At 71.3% G+C, this 16478-nt stretch carries 11 protein-coding genes; 3 read left to right on the top strand and 8 right to left on the bottom strand.

From position 1 onward, the window contains the following. Positions 1 to 16 precede the first annotated feature (16 nt). The gene (locus ACFU6I_RS08745; protein ID WP_384363127.1) at positions 17 to 2902 is read right to left on the bottom strand and encodes an AAA family ATPase; all 2886 of its coding nucleotides are present in this window, start codon (positions 2900 to 2902) and stop codon (positions 17 to 19) included. Between the two features lie 144 nt (positions 2903 to 3046). Between ACFU6I_RS08745 and ACFU6I_RS08740 the strand changes: the two genes are divergently transcribed. Further along, positions 3047 to 6808: a S8 family serine peptidase gene (locus ACFU6I_RS08740; protein WP_384363125.1), complete on the top strand. Its 3762-nt coding sequence runs from the start codon at positions 3047 to 3049 to the stop codon at positions 6806 to 6808. 354 nt (positions 6809 to 7162) lie between these two features. Here ACFU6I_RS08740 and ACFU6I_RS08735 read toward each other — a convergent pair whose 3' ends face one another. Beyond that, positions 7163 to 7318, bottom strand: a complete 156-nt coding sequence (locus ACFU6I_RS08735) for a hypothetical protein (RefSeq protein ID WP_384363123.1) — start codon at positions 7316 to 7318, stop codon at positions 7163 to 7165. 25 nt (positions 7319 to 7343) lie between these two features. Between ACFU6I_RS08735 and ACFU6I_RS08730 the strand changes: the two genes are divergently transcribed. After that, positions 7344 to 7487: a hypothetical protein gene (locus tag ACFU6I_RS08730; RefSeq protein WP_384363273.1), complete on the top strand. Its 144-nt coding sequence runs from the start codon at positions 7344 to 7346 to the stop codon at positions 7485 to 7487. Between the two features lie 676 nt (positions 7488 to 8163). Here the strand turns inward: ACFU6I_RS08730 and ACFU6I_RS08725 are convergent. The 5 genes from ACFU6I_RS08725 to ACFU6I_RS08705 are packed head-to-tail and all read right to left on the bottom strand — an operon-like array spanning position 8164 to position 13460. Beyond that, entirely contained in the window at positions 8164 to 8976 is an 813-nt protein-coding gene (locus tag ACFU6I_RS08725) for an ABC transporter ATP-binding protein (RefSeq protein ID WP_384363121.1), read from the bottom strand. Beyond that, on the bottom strand, positions 8973 to 9980 hold the full coding sequence (locus ACFU6I_RS08720; protein ID WP_384363119.1) for an ABC transporter ATP-binding protein: 1008 nt from the start codon (positions 9978 to 9980) through the stop codon (positions 8973 to 8975). Before ACFU6I_RS08720 ends, ACFU6I_RS08725 begins: the two co-directional genes overlap by 4 nt. A 5-nt stretch (positions 9981 to 9985) precedes the next feature. Further along, positions 9986 to 10870, bottom strand: a complete 885-nt coding sequence (locus ACFU6I_RS08715) for an ABC transporter permease (protein WP_384363117.1) — start codon at positions 10868 to 10870, stop codon at positions 9986 to 9988. Continuing rightward, entirely contained in the window at positions 10867 to 11820 is a 954-nt protein-coding gene (locus ACFU6I_RS08710) for an ABC transporter permease (RefSeq protein WP_345515823.1), read from the bottom strand. The genes ACFU6I_RS08715 and ACFU6I_RS08710 overlap by 4 nt, the downstream gene beginning before the upstream one ends. Further along, the gene (locus ACFU6I_RS08705; RefSeq protein ID WP_384363115.1) at positions 11817 to 13460 is read right to left on the bottom strand and encodes an ABC transporter substrate-binding protein; all 1644 of its coding nucleotides are present in this window, start codon (positions 13458 to 13460) and stop codon (positions 11817 to 11819) included. Before ACFU6I_RS08705 ends, ACFU6I_RS08710 begins: the two co-directional genes overlap by 4 nt. Positions 13461 to 13590: 130 nt before the next feature. Between ACFU6I_RS08705 and ACFU6I_RS08700 the strand changes: the two genes are divergently transcribed. Further along, the gene (locus tag ACFU6I_RS08700; RefSeq protein ID WP_384363113.1) at positions 13591 to 14643 is read left to right on the top strand and encodes a LacI family DNA-binding transcriptional regulator; all 1053 of its coding nucleotides are present in this window, start codon (positions 13591 to 13593) and stop codon (positions 14641 to 14643) included. Positions 14644 to 14763: 120 nt separating this feature from the next. Here the strand turns inward: ACFU6I_RS08700 and ACFU6I_RS08695 are convergent, their stop codons facing one another. After that, on the bottom strand, positions 14764 to 16398 hold the full coding sequence (locus tag ACFU6I_RS08695) for an amidohydrolase (protein ID WP_384363111.1): 1635 nt from the start codon (positions 16396 to 16398) through the stop codon (positions 14764 to 14766). Positions 16399 to 16478 lie beyond the last annotated feature (80 nt).

Here is a 16478-nt window from a genome sequence, read left to right as displayed (position 1 = left end):
GTCGGGGAGCTTGGCGTCATTCGGCGACGTCGAGAAGCATTGCCGCCAGGTCCTTGCGCGACCCGCAGCCGAACTTGCGCAGGGCACTGGAGACGTGGCTCTCAACCGTGCGGCGAGACAGGAACAGCTCGTTGGCGATCTCCTGGTTGGTCTTGCCCGCGACCGCCAGAGCAGCCACCCGGTGCTCCTTCGGCGACAGCGTCTGACCGAGAGACCGCCGTCCACCCCGCCAGGGATACGGGATCGGTACGCCGAACTGCCGCATGCTGCGGCAGATGCGCGCGATGTCACGCGAGGCGGCCATCGTGCCGTACAGGCGAAGGGCAGCCTCCAGGTCGAGACCGCCCCGCACCTCACCGCGTTCGCAGCGAAGTCGGCCGAGCCGTTCGGCCGCCTGTGCCTCGTCGTAGCGCAGTCCCGCGTCCATGAGGACCCGACGCGCCGACCCGAGCAGAGCCTCGGCCTCGTCGGCGCGATCGTGGGCGGAGGCGAGCGCGCCCCGGGCGGTCAGGAGGGCAGCCTGCGCGCGCGGCGCGTCCGTCCCGTCGAGCCCGGCCGCGAACTCGTCGACGAGTTCGGCGGCCTCGCTGCCCTGCCCCCGCGCGGTCACCGCCTCCACGAGGCACACCACCGGCGCAGCGCCCCACACCCAGTTCCCCTTGGCGCGGACGTCGGCGACGGCGGCCCTGGCGTGGTCGGTGGCGCCGCCCGCGTCGTCCATCGTCAGCAGCAACCGGGCCATGGCGGTCCTCGCCGCGATGAGCGGCCAGACGGCGCCGACCTGTTCGGCGACGGCGATGACCTCGCTGAAGCGGGCGGCGGCTTCCTCGGCCGGGCCGATCGCCGCGAGCAGCGAGCCGTGCAGCAGCCGCGAGTCCAGCGACGCCGCCCCGAACGTCGCGTCGGCCCCGCCCATCCGGCGGACCCTGTCGATCAGGCCGTCCCACCGGCCGGCGGCGCGGTCGACCGCGGCAGCGACGAGGTCGACCACCTCGGCCAAGCGCAGGTAGTCCGCCTGCTCGGCGACCCGGCGCCCCTCGGCCAACAGCGCCTCGGCGCGGTCCAGTCGGCCGACGTGCAGGGCGGCCTGGGCCCAGTTGAGGCACGCGCGCACGCGCTCCCGGGAGGAGGTGCGCAGCTCGTCCCCGCCCAACAGGTCGTCGATCAGCGGCCAGCTCTCCGGCCGGCCCTGCTCGAGCATGAGTCCCGCCCGCGTGATGCGGACGGCGACGTCGACACTGCGGTCGCCGCTGCGCAGCGCGGCCGCCGTCGCTTCGTCACAGCGAGCGACGTGTTCGCGCATGTGCCGGTCCGTGATCGTCTCGGGCGCGGCCAGGACGGCGAGCGCACGGCCGAGGAGCGCGGGCTCGTCGGCAAGATCCTCGATGGCGTTCTCGATCTCCACATAGCCGGCGCGGGCGTCACCCGACTGGCGGAGAAGGCGTCCGTGAGCGAAGCGCAGCTCGCCGCGTACGGCGGCCGACAGCTGCTCGGTCACCAGCAGCCGGTCGACGATCGGCAGCGCCTCGGCGTGGGCGAGCCCGTCGACCGCAGCCCTGCCCAGCTTGAGGGCGAGCCGGACCCGGTCTGTCTGCGGGACGCCTTCCGCGCCGAGTGCCTCGAGCAGGAAGCGGGCGGCCGTCGCGTCGTTGCCGTGCGCGAGTGCGGTCTCGGCGGCCGCTTCCGCGTGGACGACGAACTCCCGGTGGCGGCCCGCGAGCCGGTAGTGATGGGCGAGCTTGGCCGCCGTGGATGTGCCCACCCCCGACTCCAGAGCACGGGCGGTCCGCAGATGCAACCACCGCCGCTCGGCCGCAGGCACCGACTCATACACCACCTGTTGGGCCAGGGCGTGGCGGAAGCAGCTGTGCCCGCCCTCCTCGTGGAGCAGGCCGACGGCCTGCGCGCTTGCGAGCGATCGCGCGATCTCGCCGGCGCCACGCTCGGTCACCTTCGCCAGCAGGCGGTCGTCGGTGACCAGGCCCAGGACGGCGGCCGCGTTCAGGATCTCCCGGGCGTCGTCGTCGAGGGTGAGGAGGCGCTGCACGACCACGTCGCGGAGCACCACCGGAACCGCGAGGTCGTCCAAAGCCTCGGGGCGAGCCGGGATCGCGCGCGTCGCCGAGCCCTCCATGAACGTGCGCAGGACCTCCTCGACCACGAACGGGATGCCGCCGGTTCTCTCGTAGAGGCGATCGGCGACCTCGGGAGATGGGTCGGCGTGCAGGATCCGGCCGGCGAGCTGAGCCACTTCCGGCCGGTTCAACGGGCTCAGGCCGACGATGCGGGCCGCGCCGGAAGGTGCCCGGGCCAAGGCCTCCCGGATCGGGAGCCGCCCGGTCTCCGTGCGCGCGGTGAGGATCACCGTCAGGTGAGGAGGAAGGTGTGCGGCGAGGAAGGCCAGGAAGTCGAAGGTCACCGTGTCCGCCCAGTGCACGTCCTCCAGCACGAGCACCAAGGGGCTGAGCTCGTCGAGAAGAGCGACGGCGGCGCGGAAGACCCGGTGCCGCTCCGCTCCTTGGTCGGCGAGCGCCGGCGGGGGCGGCGGCAGCTGCGCGGCGATCTCCGGGACCAGAGGTGCCAGGGCACCGAGCACCGGGTTGAGCGCCTCGACGCCGGCCAGCGTGCTTCCCACCTGACGGAAGGCGTCGAGCAGTTGGGACAGCGGCAGGGGCTCCTGGAGCTGCTCACACTGCCCGACCAAGGTCCTGCGACCAGCGACCGGAGGTGCGGCCAGCAGCTCTCGCACCAAGCGGCTCTTCCCGATCCCGGCCTCGCCCTCGACGAGGGCGAGTGACGGCGGGGCGGCGATGGTCGCTTGGAGGACGGCGAGCTCCTCTCGCCGTCCGATCAGGGTGTCGGCCGGGTCGTCTGCGTGGCTTGACTGCGACTCCAAGGACATGTTTCGACCCTCCCACCAGCCCGATCTCGCAACGTCGCGATCAGGCTACCCCCCAAAATTCCGTGTGCCCTACGGAGGCCACCGAGAGCGCACCGTCGCTACCGTCAGCGCTCACCCTCGAAGATCCATGTGGAAGGTGAACGAATGAGACGGACCAACTCCCGCCATTCCCGGCGGTGGTGGCCGGGCACCGTGGCGCTGACAGCGATCGTGCTGACAGCCGCCACGGCCGCGCCCGTGTCGGCGGCCCCGGACCCGGCAAGCCCTGACAAGGAGCAGACCTACATCGTCCAGATGGCACTCGCTCCCGTCGTCGCCTACGGCGGCGACGAGCCCGGGCTGGCGGCGACCAAGCCGGCCCGCGGCAAGAAGATCAACCCTCGGTCGGCCAACGTCAAGCGGTATGTCGACCACCTCCGCGACAAGCAGCAGCGCGCCGTACGGGCGGCGGGGGTGAAGAAGCTCTACAGCTACGTCTACTCCTTCGACGGCTTCGCGGCCGAGCTGACGACTCGTCAGGCGGCGCAGTTGCGCGCGATGCCGGAAGTCGTCGCCGTGACCGAGGATCAGAAGGTGACGACGCAGACGTCGTCGACGCCCGCCTTCCTCGGCCTCGACAAGCCGGGCGGCCTCTGGGACCAGCTCGCCGGTCCCGAGGGCGCCGGCGAGGGCCGCGTCATCGGCGTGATCGACTCCGGCGTCTGGCCGGACAGCCAGAGCTTCGCCAACCCTGACGTCAGCGGGAAGGCATACGCGCCGCTCACCGACTTCCACGGGACCTGCGACCTCGCCACCGACGGCTCATGGGGCGAGGGCGACTGCAACGGCAAGATCGTCGCCGCACGCCACTTCGACGAGGCGTGGGGCGGCGACGTCGGCATCAAGAGCCAGATGCCGTGGGAATTCCTCTCCGCGCGCGACTACAACGGGCACGGCACTCACACCTCCTCGACCTCCGGCGGTGACCACGGGGTCGCCGCCACCGGGCCGACGTCCATATTCGGCGCGATCACGGGCATGGCGCCGCGCGCTCGCATCGCCTCCTACAAGGCGCTGTGGTCGGCCAAGGACGGCTCCACTGCGTCGGGGGCCAACTCCGACGTCGTGGCCGCCATCGACCAGGCGGTCGCCGACGGCGTCGACGTCATCAACTTCTCCGTGTCGGGCACGACCACCGACCTGCTCGACCCGTCCGAGGTGTCCTTCCTCGCGGCGGCCGAGGCCGGCATCTTCGTCTCCGCCTCCGCCGGCAACAGCGGCCCCGCCGCCACCACCGTCGCGCACCCGTCCCCCTGGGTGACGACGGTCGCCGCCGACACGCACAACCGGACGACGACCGGCACGGTCACCCTGGGCAACGGGAAGACTTACACCGGAGCCTCGCTCGCGGCCACCTCGGCCGGCTCGGCCCCGCTCGTCTACGCCGGCAAGGCGACGGCCGGTCTCTCGACGTCGAGCGAGACGCTCTCCAAGCTGTGCTACGCGGCCGCCGACAACAACGGCAAGCCCGTGCTCGACCCCGCCAAGGTGACCGGCAAGATCGTCGTCTGCGAGCGTGGCAACAACCCGCGCGTCAACAAGAGCCTCGCGGTGAAGGAGGCCGGCGGCATCGGCATGATCATGGTCAACACCAGCGCCGACGCCAACGACATCGACTCCGACATCCACGCCGTGCCGTCGGTGCACCTGCCGTTCGCCAACCGCGCCGCGGTCAAGGCGTACGCCGACACCGTCGACGCCACCGCCACGATCTCCGCGGCCAAGATCGCCTCCGACGCCCCTGCGCCCAACATCGCCTCCTTCTCCTCCCGCGGGCCGACGACGGCTGCCGACGGCGACCTGCTCAAGCCCGACCTCGCGGCGCCCGGCCAGGACATCCTCGCGGCGGTCGCCCCTCCGGGTCAGGGTGGGCTGGACTTCAACCTGATGAGCGGCACCTCGATGGCGGCCCCGCACGTCGCCGGCCTCGCGGCCCTGCTCAAGCAGCGCCACCCCGAGTGGTCGCCGATGGCGATCAAGTCGGCCCTGATGACGACCGGCACCGACCTCCTCGACGGCCCGGCCAGCAAGCCGGCGGTCGCCTTCGCGCAGGGTGCCGGACACGTCCAGCCGAACAGCGCCGTGGACCCCGGTCTCGTCTACGACAGCGGTACCGACGACTGGCTCGCGTTCCTGTGCGGCACGACGAAGGGCGTCCGGCAGGACGTCTGTGACGCCGAGGCCAAGAAGGGCGAGTCCTTCGACCCCAGCGACCTCAACACCCCGTCGATCGCCATCGGACGGCTCGCGCCGGGGACCCAGAAGGTAACCCGTGAGGTCACCAACGTCGGATCGGACACGGCGTCCTACAGCCCCTCGGTCAGCGGCCTCGACGGCGTGACCGTGAAGGTGACGCCGAACCGGCTCACGCTGCGTCCCGGAGAGACGCGGTCCTTCAGCGTGAAGTTCACCCGGACCACCGCGGCCGTCAACACCTATGTGTCGGGCTCCCTGACCTGGGCCGACGACACGCACCGCGTGCGGATCCCGATGGTGGCGCGCCCCGTGGCGGAGGCCTGGACCACCGTCACCGGCGTCCCGGGCGTGCAGGACTCCGGCGAGCAGGTCGTCCTCGACCCGAGCGGCAAGCGGGTCTACGTCACCGCGATCAACTACGGGTCGGCGCCGGGTCAGCAGAACCTGAGCATCGTCACCATCGCCTACGACCCGAAGACCGGCGCCCAGCTGTGGACGTCGCGCTACGCGGGCCCGACGGACAACTACGCCGAGCCCCTCGACACCAACATCAGCCCGGACGGCCGCACGCTCTATGTCACCGGTGCGACCACGGGCGTCGACACCGGCACGGACGCCGTGACGATCGCCTACGACACCGCGACGGGGGCGCAGAAGTGGGACGCGCGCTACACCGGTCCCGGCGAGCTCACGGCCTCGGCCTGGGCGAACGTGGTCAGCCCCGACGGCAAGCACGTCTACATGACCGGCATGACGACGCTCAAAGAGGGCGGCATCGACGACTACTTCACGGCGGCGTACGACACGGCGACCGGCGCGCAGACCTGGGCGACGACGTACGACGGCCCGGGCCACAAGACCGACGACTCCCGGATGATCGCGATCACGCCTGACGGCGCGACGCTGATCGTCAGCGGCCAGAGCCCGGGTACCACCGAGACCGGCTACTCCGACTGGGGCACGGTCGCCTACAACGCCGCCACCGGCGCGCAGAAGTGGACGGCTCGCCACGACGGCCCGGCGAACGGGTTCGACATCCCGTCGGCGATGGCGGTCTCCGAGGACGGCAAGTCGGTCATCGTGACGGGCGCCAGCAGTTCGGCCACGACCTCGACCGACCTGGCCACGGAGGCCTACGACATCGCCACCGGCAAGCGGCTGTGGACCGACCGCTACGACGGGCCGGGTCACGCGTCGGACAACCCGTACGCCGTCACGGTGGCCGGCGGCAAGGTCTACGTCACGGGCAACACCGAGGGCGAGGGCACCCGGTTCGACATGACGACCGTGGCCTACGACGAGGCGACCGGGAAGCGGCTGTGGGTCCAGCGCTACGACGGCAAGGCCCACTACGACGACACGTCGTGGGGTATCGCCGTCACGCCGGACGGCAGCAAGGTCGTCATCACCGGCACGAGCAGCGACAGCGACGCCGGGAGCGACTACGTGACGATCGCGTACGACACCGCCAGCGGCGACCAGGTCTGGCTCGGCCGGTACGACGGCCTCGTCGGCTCCCTGGACAGCGGCCACGCGATCGCCATGGACGCGACCAAGGACGGTGTGCGGATGTTCGTGACCGGCCAGAGCTCGACGGCCGGAAGCTTCGACACCGGAGTCGAGATCGACACCGCGACCGTCGCCTACTTCGATCCCTGGACCGAGCGGTAGGAGGCTGACGGACAGCGCGGCCGCCCCGGACGGGACGGCCGCGCTGTTGCGCTTTCCGCCCGTTCCGGGCAGGAGGCGCCGTCCGCAAGGCACGCCACCTGGCAGCCGATGTGCGGGCGCTCCCGCAGGAATCCCCGATACTTCAGCCCGTCAGACCTCTTGACCCGGAAATCGTGTCGCTGGTGTCGAACCACACGGTCGAGGAGCTCCGTGAGAAGGCCAAGACTTTCAGGCCGTCGGTAGCAGAGAGCCGGTCCTGCGCCCTGCTTGCCCGCGGTTTTCGGAGCGCCCGTGTGTCCATGGTCGCCGGGCGGCGCGGTCGGGAAGCCCTGTAGTCGGTCCCACTCCATGTCGTCAGTCGAGGAGGCGCAGCAGTTCGGCAGTGATGAAAACGGGATTCTCCTCAACGAGCCACTGACCCGCCTTCGGTACGTCCACCGCTCGCACGATGTCGGGCATACGGGGAGCCACCGTGGTCCGGACCGGGGCGAGCTGTCCCGGAGCGGTCATGAGGAGGGTAGGGAAGTCTCTGCGGGTGGTCATCAACTCGGTGATCTTCCGTTCCTCCGATCGGAACCTGACCACCGCCGGCACTTACACCGAGATGGCGTCTCGTCTGACCGAGCCGGTCCTCCTCGGATTCGCCGTCATGGCAATCCGCGGCCGGCTGAAACGGTAGTCGCAGACATAGTTTGTCGTGCCGGGGCGCGGGACGGCAGTCAGAACGGCGCCGTGCTGCCTTCGAGCGGAGGGGCCGTATCAGAGGAATCCGATACGGCCCCTCGACCATTCTCGGGAGCGGCCGGGGACCGACCGGTGTGGTCGGTCCAGTTCATGGCGGTGATCCGAACTGCCGAGGAACGTAAGGCTTGTAGCACGTGGTCGACCTGCTTGAACGTCCGGCGGCCGAGCAGCCGGTTCACCGTCCCAGCCTCCCGCGCGACCTGACTGTGTAACGGCTCATGGACGAGGCGGAAAGGACGCACCAGCGCAGCGCTCAGGGCCGGCATCGGCAAGCCCCTGTTTCTCTGACGGCTGCACAGCAGCTCTGCCCTGGAGCCCGGTTGGGGACCGCACGCCGTGCGCGCCACCGAACTTCGAGCATGCCGGTGCACGGACGTTGCGGAGACCGGTCCGGTGTATGCGGACAGTTCAGGTGACCCGCACTCCTGGGGGTCACGGGGCGCAGGTTTCGAGCCTGTCGTGCCGACGTGCAGATACGCATGGCGGAGGCCGTGTCTGACCGAGGCGGCGTGAAGTCCGGTTGCCCACGACCGGTGGTCGGCGCGAGGCACGCGGTCCGGCGCAACGCAGGGAACGCCGCCTCCCCGCGGCGGCGTTCCCTGCGGTGTCCGTCAGCCGAGGGCACGGCGGCCCGGTGCCGCGAGGGCCGGGTTCCAGCCGCGTCGGGGCACGGAGTCGAGGAGCAGGCGCGTGTAGGGATGTTCCGGGGCGTCCAGCACCCGGTCCGTCGGGCCGGCCTCCACGAGCCGCCCCGACTTGAGCACGATGACGTCCTCGGCGATGTGCCGGACCACGGCGAGGTCGTGGGTGACGAAGAGGTAGCCGATCCCCGATTCGCGCCGGATCGCGGCGAGCAGATCGAGGATCTGGGCCTGGATGGACACGTCGAGCGCTGCGACCGCCTCGTCGAGGATGAGGACGCGGGGTTCGACCGCCAGGGCCCGGGCGATGGCGACGCGTTGACGCTGCCCGCCGGAGAGCCGTCGGGGCAAGGCCTCGGCCTCCCGTTCGCCGAGGCCTACCTGGCTCAGCAGTTCGGCGACCCGGGAGCGCCGGGCGTCCGCGTTCAGTCGGGTGTGGAGACGCAGGACCTCATCGACACAGCCGGCCACCGTCACCCGCGGGTCGAGGGAGAGGTACGGATCCTGGAAGACCATCTGGATCTCCCGGGCGCGCGACAGTCGTTCGGCTCGGTTCCGCGGGCGGGCCGACCGGTCCCGGCCATCGAGGCGGACGGTGCCGCCGTCCGGCCGCTCCAGGCCGACCAGCATGCGTACGGTCGTCGTCTTGCCGCTGCCGGACTCGCCGACGACGGCCAGGGAGGACCCCGGTGCCAGGGTGAACGACACGTCGTCGACCGCGGTGTGGTCCCCGTACCGTTTGCGCAGCCCGTCGACCACGAGCCCCTTCGTCGTTCCGGTCACAGTGTGATCCCTTCGTCGGCGCGGTGGCACGCGGTGAGACCGTCGCCGTACCGCGCCAGTACGGGGGTCTCTTCGGAGCAGCGCGGCTGCGCGTGCGCGCAGCGCGCCGCGAAGGCGCACCCCGGCGGCGCCTCGGCGAGGGAGACGGGACGACCGGGGATGGGCCGGGGGGTCGGTGCGCCCGGTTCGATGCGGGGGGTGCAGGCGAGCAGCCCCGACGTGTACGGATGGCGAGGCCGGTCGAACAGCTCGTCGGTGCCCCGGGTCTCGACGATCCGGCCCGCGTACATGACGTACACGCGGTCGCAGATGGCCGAGGCCAGTTCGAGATCGTGGGTGACGAAGAGGAGTCCGGTGCCCTGTTCGGCCCGCAGGCGCGTGAGGATCGCGATGATCTCCGCCTGCGTCGTGACGTCCAGGGCCGTGGTCGGTTCGTCGGCGACCAGCAGGGCGGGCTCGCTCGCGAGGGCCGCGGCGATGACCACCCGTTGGAGCATCCCGCCGGAGAACTGGTGCGGAAAGCGGCGAAGCGCGCCCCGCGGATCGCGGATGCCCACGGCGTCGAGGAGAGCCTCGGCCCGGGTGGTGGCCGCGGCGGCGGGGAGACCGGACGCGCGCAGCCCCTCGGTGACGAAGTCACCGACCCGGCGCAGCGGATTGACGGCGGCGCGCGGGTCCTGGAAGACCATGGCCACCTGCCGGGCCCGCAGTGCGGCAAGCTCCGTACGGTTCATGGTCAGCACATCCCGGCCGGCGACCCGTACCGTCCCACTCGTCCGCGCCCCGGCGGGCAGCAGCCCCAGCACGCTGCGGCAGGCAACAGACTTGCCGGAGCCGGACTCGCCGACCAGGCCGACCGTCTCCCCCGGAAGGACCCGGAGACTGACGCCGTCCAGGATCGGCCGGGCTGCCTGCCCGTCCGGCAGCCGTACGCCGAGCCCGTCGATGTCGAGTACGGGGGAGCCGTCCCCGGTGCTTCGCACCTGAGGGCTGTCCTGGGTCATGGCACTCACCGTTCCCGCTTCGCGATCCGGTCGGCGAGTCCCTCGCCGACGATGCCGAACGCCACCACGGCGAGCACGATGCACGCGGACGGCGCGAGGGCGGGCAGCATCGCCCCCTGCTGGAGGGCCGACTGGCCCTCGTTGATCATGGCGCCCCAGTCGGCGGTGGGCGGCTGCACACCGAAGCCGAGGTAGGAGAGCGCCGCCAGGTCCATCAGCGCGTACCCGAAGTTCATCGCGGACTGGGCGAGGACCGTGGGCGCGATGTTGGGCAGCAGGTGCCGCAGGCAGATCGTCCAGCCGGACCAGCCCTGCACCCGGTAGGACTCGATGTACGGACGGGCCTTCTCCTGGCGCGCGATGCTTCGCACCAGCCGTCCCACGTACGGGGTGTAGGCCACGGCCATGGCGATGACCGGTGCGGTCATGCCGGAGCCGACCACGGCCACGAGGAGAATCGCGAGCAGCAGTCCGGGGATCGCGAAGACCATGTCCATCGACCGGGAGAGGACCGTGTCCGCCCAGCCGCCCCGCCAGGCGGCGATCACGCCGAGCAGGGTGCCGAGGAGCGTGGAGACACCGACGACGAGCAGCGGTCCGAACAGACCGGTCCGCGCGCCATGGATCAGCCGGGACAGGACGTCGCGCCCCGATTGGTCGGTGCCCAGGAAGTGGTCTCCGGTGGTCCCGACCAGACTCGCCGACAGGTCGAGCGACTCGGGGTCGTGCGGTGCGAGGACGGGTGCCAGGACGGCGACCAGGACGAGCGCGGCCAGGACCACGACGGCTGCGGTGAACATGGGGCCCTGGCCGAGGACCCGGAGGCCGCGCAGGCCGGGGCGGCGGCGCAGTGTGGGTGTTCCGGCCGCGGGAGTTGCTGTGGTGGTCATGAGGAGCCTTCCCCCCGGAGGGACAGCCGCGGGTCGATGACCGGGGCGAGCAGGTCGACAGCGAGGTTCACCACGACGAAGGCCGCCACGCTGAGCAGGGTGATCGCCTGCACGACGGCGAAGTCCTTGGCCGTCACCGACTGCACGAGCAGGGAGCCGATGCCGGACACGTCGAAGGCGGTTTCGACGATCGAGGTGCTGATGAGCAGACCGGCGAGCATCGTGCCGCCGACAGTGACGACGGGGCCCAGCGCGTTGCGCAGCACGTGTCGGCGGATCACGGCCCGACGCGCGACACCGCGGGCGCGCGCCACCTCGACGTGGTCGCGTCCGAGTTCGTCGAGCATTGCCGAGCGGGTCACCCGGGCGAGCAGCCCCGCGAAGGTCAGCGCCAGAGCGAAGGCGGGCAGCGTGAGGTGGTAGAGCCGATCCGGGAAACCCTCCGGGGTGCCGCCCGGTCCCGGGAACCAGCCCAGTTGGACGGAGAACAGCGAGACGAGCGCCATGGCGCTCACGAAGGAGGGTGTCGCCGTGGCCACCCCCGTGCCGAGCAGCACCGCGCGGTCCACCGGGCCGGGGCGAAGCGCGGCAAGGAGACCGGCCCCCACACCGAGGACGGCGACCAGCAGCGCCGCGTATCCCACCAGGAGGGCGGTGCCCGGAAGGCGGGAACCGATGAGGCTACCGACGTCCTGGTGGAACTGGGCGGACCGGCCGAAGTCGCCGTGCAGCACGCCTCCGAGCCACTTCGTGTACTGCAGGGGCAGCGGGTCGTCCAGGTGGTACTGGGCTCGCAGCGCCGCCGTGGCCTCCGGCGTCGCCGGGCGGCCGTGCAGCAGGAAGGACACCGGATCGCCGGGGGCCAGGTGGACCGTGCCGAAGACCACCAGCGAGGTCACGAACAGCACCGTCGCGAGGCCGAGGAGCCGTCCGACGAGATAGCGGGTCATGGCTTCGCGGCCCCGATCGTCGCGGCCCACGGGTAGTACAGCTGCGCGATGCCGGTGGGGGCGCCGGTCACGCGGCTGCCGAGGAAGACCGTGTACGGCGACTCGTACAGCGGGATGATCGGGAGTTCGCGCACCGCGATCCTCTGGAGCTCGGCGGTCAGGTCGGCGCGGGCGGCAGGATCGGCCTCCGCGTTCGCCCGGTCGAACGCGGCGTCGTACTCGGCGTTCGACCACTTGCCGTAGTTCCCGAAGTCGCCGGTACGCAGGTACTGGTAGAACTCCAGCGGGTCGGGCGTGTTGTCGTACCCGTTGGTGATGACGAGGTCGAGGCCCTTGCGGGCGTCGGGGTCGACGAAGATGCTGCTGTACGCCTCCGGGGCGACCGCTTTCAGTCGGACGTCGAGGCCGATCTGCCGGCCGGCCGCCTGGACGGCGTTGGCGGCGATACTGACCTCGGGCGCGAGCGAACTGGTGGCCACGGTGACCTTCCGGCCCGTGGCGCCGGCCTCGACAACGAGCTTCTTCGCGGCCTTCAGGTCGTACGTCGGCTCGGGCAGGGCGTCGAAGTAGCCGTCGGTCTTCTCCGGAGCCAGCGCCCAGGCGCCGCGCGCGGCGGGGGCCTTGGAGGGGACGCCGATGCCGCCGGCGGCCGCCTTGATGATGTTCTTGCGGTCGAGCGCCATGGACAGCGCCTTGCGGACCTTGAGGTCCCCGAGGGTGCCCTTGAAGTCGAGGACGGCGAGGTTGGCCGCGGCGGTGTTGGGGCCGAACAGCACGGTTCCCTTGCGGCTGGAGCGCAGTTGCGCGAATGAGGCGGAGGGCACCATGTACCCGCCGTCGGCGGTACCCGAGAGGAAGGCGTTGGAGCGGGCGGCCGGGTCCTCGATGAAGGTGAACGTCACCTTGTCGGCCTTCGGGGCCAGCGACCGGTCCCAGTACGCGGCGTGTTTCTTGAGGGTGATGGTGTCGCCCTGGGCCCAGTCGGTGAGGGCGTACGGGCCGGTGCAGTTGACCTTGCCCCCGGGGCCGCCGTAACCCTTGCCGGCCTTGGCCAGGAAGGCGGCGCTCTCGACGGTGCCGGGGGAGGCGGCCATCAGTTCGTTGAGGAGGACATCGGGCTTGGAGAGCCGGATGGTCACCTCCAGCGGGCCGGTCTTCTCGATGACCTCGACGTTCTTGAACGAGGACGCCCAGGGCGAGCCGGTGGCCGGGGCCATCTGGCGCTTGAGGGAGGCGACCACGTCGTCGGCGGTCATCGTCGTCCCGTCGTGGAACTTCACTCCCGGACGCAGGGTGTACACCAGGGTTTTTGGATCCGGCTGGGCGTACTTGACCGCGAGGCCGGGCTGGATCTTCATGTCGGGCGTGACCCGCAGGAGCTGCTCGCACACGTTGGCGAGCACGGTGTTGGGCGGGTAGTCGTACGCGAGGGCGTAGTCGAGCGTGTAGGGCTCGGCGTAGAGGGACCAGGTGAACGAGTCCAGTGGGCCCTTCGCCGGCGGTGAGGTCGGGGTGATCCGGTAGGCGGGGCCGGCGCCGTTGCCGGCGGACCCGGAGCCCGTGGCGCCGGAGCAGGCGGTGGCGGTGGTCGCGACGGCGACGGAACAGACGAGCAGCGCGATGACTCTGGGCATGCGCATGGAGACCCACCCCTTTACGGGTGTAGTGACGGGCGCTGGGGAATGGAGTGAGTATTGTTGCGGGAACGTTCCCGCACAAGGCTTTGCGGGAACGGTTTTGCTGAGGTCGCGGGGGTGGCAGCATCAGCCCATGACAAAAGCTGCTTCAGGGCGTGGTGGGCCTTCTTCACCACCCACACCTCCGCGCGTACGGCTCGTCGACGTGGCCCGCGAGGCGGGACTGTCCAAGACCACCGTCTCGGCGGCCCTCAACGGCACCGGGCGGCTTTCCCCAGCCGTACGGGAGAAGGCCAGGGAGACCGCGCGGAGGATGGGCTACCGACCCAACGCCACCGCGCGGCAACTGCGAGCGGGACGGGCCCGGCTGATCGGATACGTGGTGGGCGAATTCTCCGGCGCCCCCTGGGCGTTCCTGGAGTCGCCGTACTTCGCCCAGCTGACGAGCGCCACCGCGGCGGCCGCACTCAAGCGCGGTTACGCCCTGGTGCTGCTGCCCGCGGGAGAGCTGCACGGCGAGTGGGCCGACCTGCCGCTCGACGCGGTGATCGTCGCCGACCCTGTCGCCGACGACCGGATCGTGGAGGACCTGCTCGCCGCCCGGATCCCGGTGTTCACCGACCGCTCCGTCGAGGGACGGCCGGGAGCGCACTGGGTGGACGTCGACGCCGCCGCGGCCGTGCGCGAGACACTGGACCACCTCAAGGCGCAAGGTGCCCGGCGGCCCGCGCTCGTGCTGCCCGACAGTACGACGCGGTTCCACGTGGCGGTCCTCGACGCCTACCGCGAGTGGTCCGCCGCGCAGGAGCTGCCGGAGCAGGTCGTGCTCGCCGCCGCAGCAGGCAACGGACCGGTCGTACAAGCCGTGGAGGACGCCCTGACCGGGGCCGACCGGCCGGACGCCCTGCTCGTCGTGGCCGAGGTCAGTCCACCGCTCGTCCTGGAAGCGGCACGCCGCCACGGATACGACGTACCCGACGATCTGCTCCTGGTGTGCGTCAGCGAGGACACGACGGCCGTCCACACCCAGCCGCCGGTGACGACGCTGAGCCTGGGGCCCCGGGAGGTTGCGGAGGCCGGGATCGAGCTCCTTGTCGCAGCGCTGGAAGAGGGGCAGGCCGGGCCGGCCGGAGTGCTGGTGCCGACCCGGCTCCAGGTGCGGGCGTCCTCGCTGCGTACGAGCTAGAGCTGCGACCGGCAGGCTTTGCCCCGTCGCACCGCCCGGCACGCACGCACCGGACGACGCTCCTCATGGGGCAAGCATTGCCGGTCACGGCACCAGGCCGAGCCGGTCCGGGCGGCAGGCTCAGGAGGCGTGCACGAGCGTGCCGCCGACATAGGTCCGCAGGACGCGTGCCTCGGCGATCTCCTCCGGCGGCGCCGTGAAGATGTCGCGGTCCAGGACCACCAGGTCCGCGAGATTGCCGGGACGCAGACTGCCGGTGTCGTCCAGGCCGTTCACATGGGCGGTACCCGCTGTGTAGGCGGCGACGGCCGTCGCCAGGTCCAGGCGCTGCTCGGGGAGGAAGACCCGGCCGTCGGTGGCGCCGGGCTCCATGCGGTTCACCGCCACATGGAGGCCTTCGATCGGGTCGGGGCTGCTGACGGGCCAGTCGCTCCCGGCGGCCAGGGTGGCGCCCGCGCGCAGCAGGTCGCCGAACGGGTACTGCCAGGCCGCGCGCTCGGGGCCGAGGAAGGGGATGGTCAGTTCGTCCATCTGGGGCTCGTGGGCGGCCCACAGCGGCTGGATGTTCGCGATGGCACCGAGCCGGGCGAAGCGGGCGAGGTCGTCGGGGTGCACGACCTGGAGATGGGCGAGATGGTGGCGGTTGCCGCGGTGCCCGTTGGCCTCGACGGCGGCCTCGATCGCGTCGAGGGCCTCGCTGACGGCCCGGTCGCCGAGCGCATGGAAATGGACCTGGAAGTCAAGGGCGTCGAGCCGGGTGACGTGGCTGCGCAGTTCCTGCGGGTCGACGAAACTGAGGCCGCTGTTGGCGGTGGCGCATCCGCAGCCGTCGAGATACGGGGAGGTCATCGCGGCGGTGAAGTTCTCGGCGATGCCGTCCTGCATGATCTTCACGGATCGGGCCCGGAACCGTCCGTGGCTCAACTTCTCGCGCAGTGCGACCAGCTCGTCGATCTGCTCGGCACCGCGCTCGCGGTCCCACCACAGCGCGCCGGTGACCCGGGCGGTGAGCGAGCCGTCGCGGGCGGCGGTCAGATAGGCGTCCGACGGATCGGGCCTGCCGCTGAACACTCCGAGCAGGGCGTCCTGCCAGCCGGTGACGCCGAGGGAGTGCAGCAGCTTCTGGGCCCGCAGCAGACCGGCGAGCCGGTCCGCGGGGGTGCTCGCCGGCACCAGGCGGGAGACCAGCGCCGTGGCGCCCTCCTGGAGCATCCCGCTGGGCGTGCCGTCCGGTTCGCGCTCGATGCGGCCGTCGGCCGGGTCGGGGGTGGCGGCGGTGATTCCGGCCAGCTCGAGTGCCCGGGTGTTGGCCCACGCGCCGTGGTGGTCACGGTTCGACAGCAGGACCGGGCGGTCCGGGACCACGGAGTCGAGCAACTGCCGGGTCGGCAGACCACCGTCGAAGCTTTCCATCGACCACCCGCCGCCGGTGATCCACAGATGGTCGGGGTGGGCGTTCGCGTAGGCCCGTATCCGGTCCAGGTACTCCTCGACGCCGACGGTGCCGGTCAGGTCGCACTCGGCCAGCTCCGTCCCGCCGAACACCGCGTGGATGTGGGCGTCCTGGAAGCCTGGGAGCAGCAGCTTCCCCCGCAGGTCGACGACTTCGGTGCCGGGGCCGATGAGCTCGCGCACGTCGTCGTGCCCGACAGCGGCGATCCGGTCGCCGACGACGGCGAGTGAAGTGGCCCGGGTGCGGGCCGGATCGGCGGTGAAGACGGCGCCGCGGGTGAAGACCAGATCGGCCGTGGTCATACGGTGCTCCAGAACGTGAGGAAACATCAGGTGGGCGCCATGCAAGCCGCTCGGTCATTTACACGTCAATGGTGTTGTCG

The sequence above is a fragment of the Streptomyces sp. NPDC057486 genome (assembly GCF_042802415.1).
GTDB classification, from domain to species: Bacteria; Actinomycetota; Actinomycetes; order Streptomycetales; family Streptomycetaceae; genus Streptomyces; species Streptomyces yanii.
The sequence above is the reverse complement of the archived record's forward strand: the minus strand, read 5'-3'. Positions and strand labels throughout refer to the sequence as shown.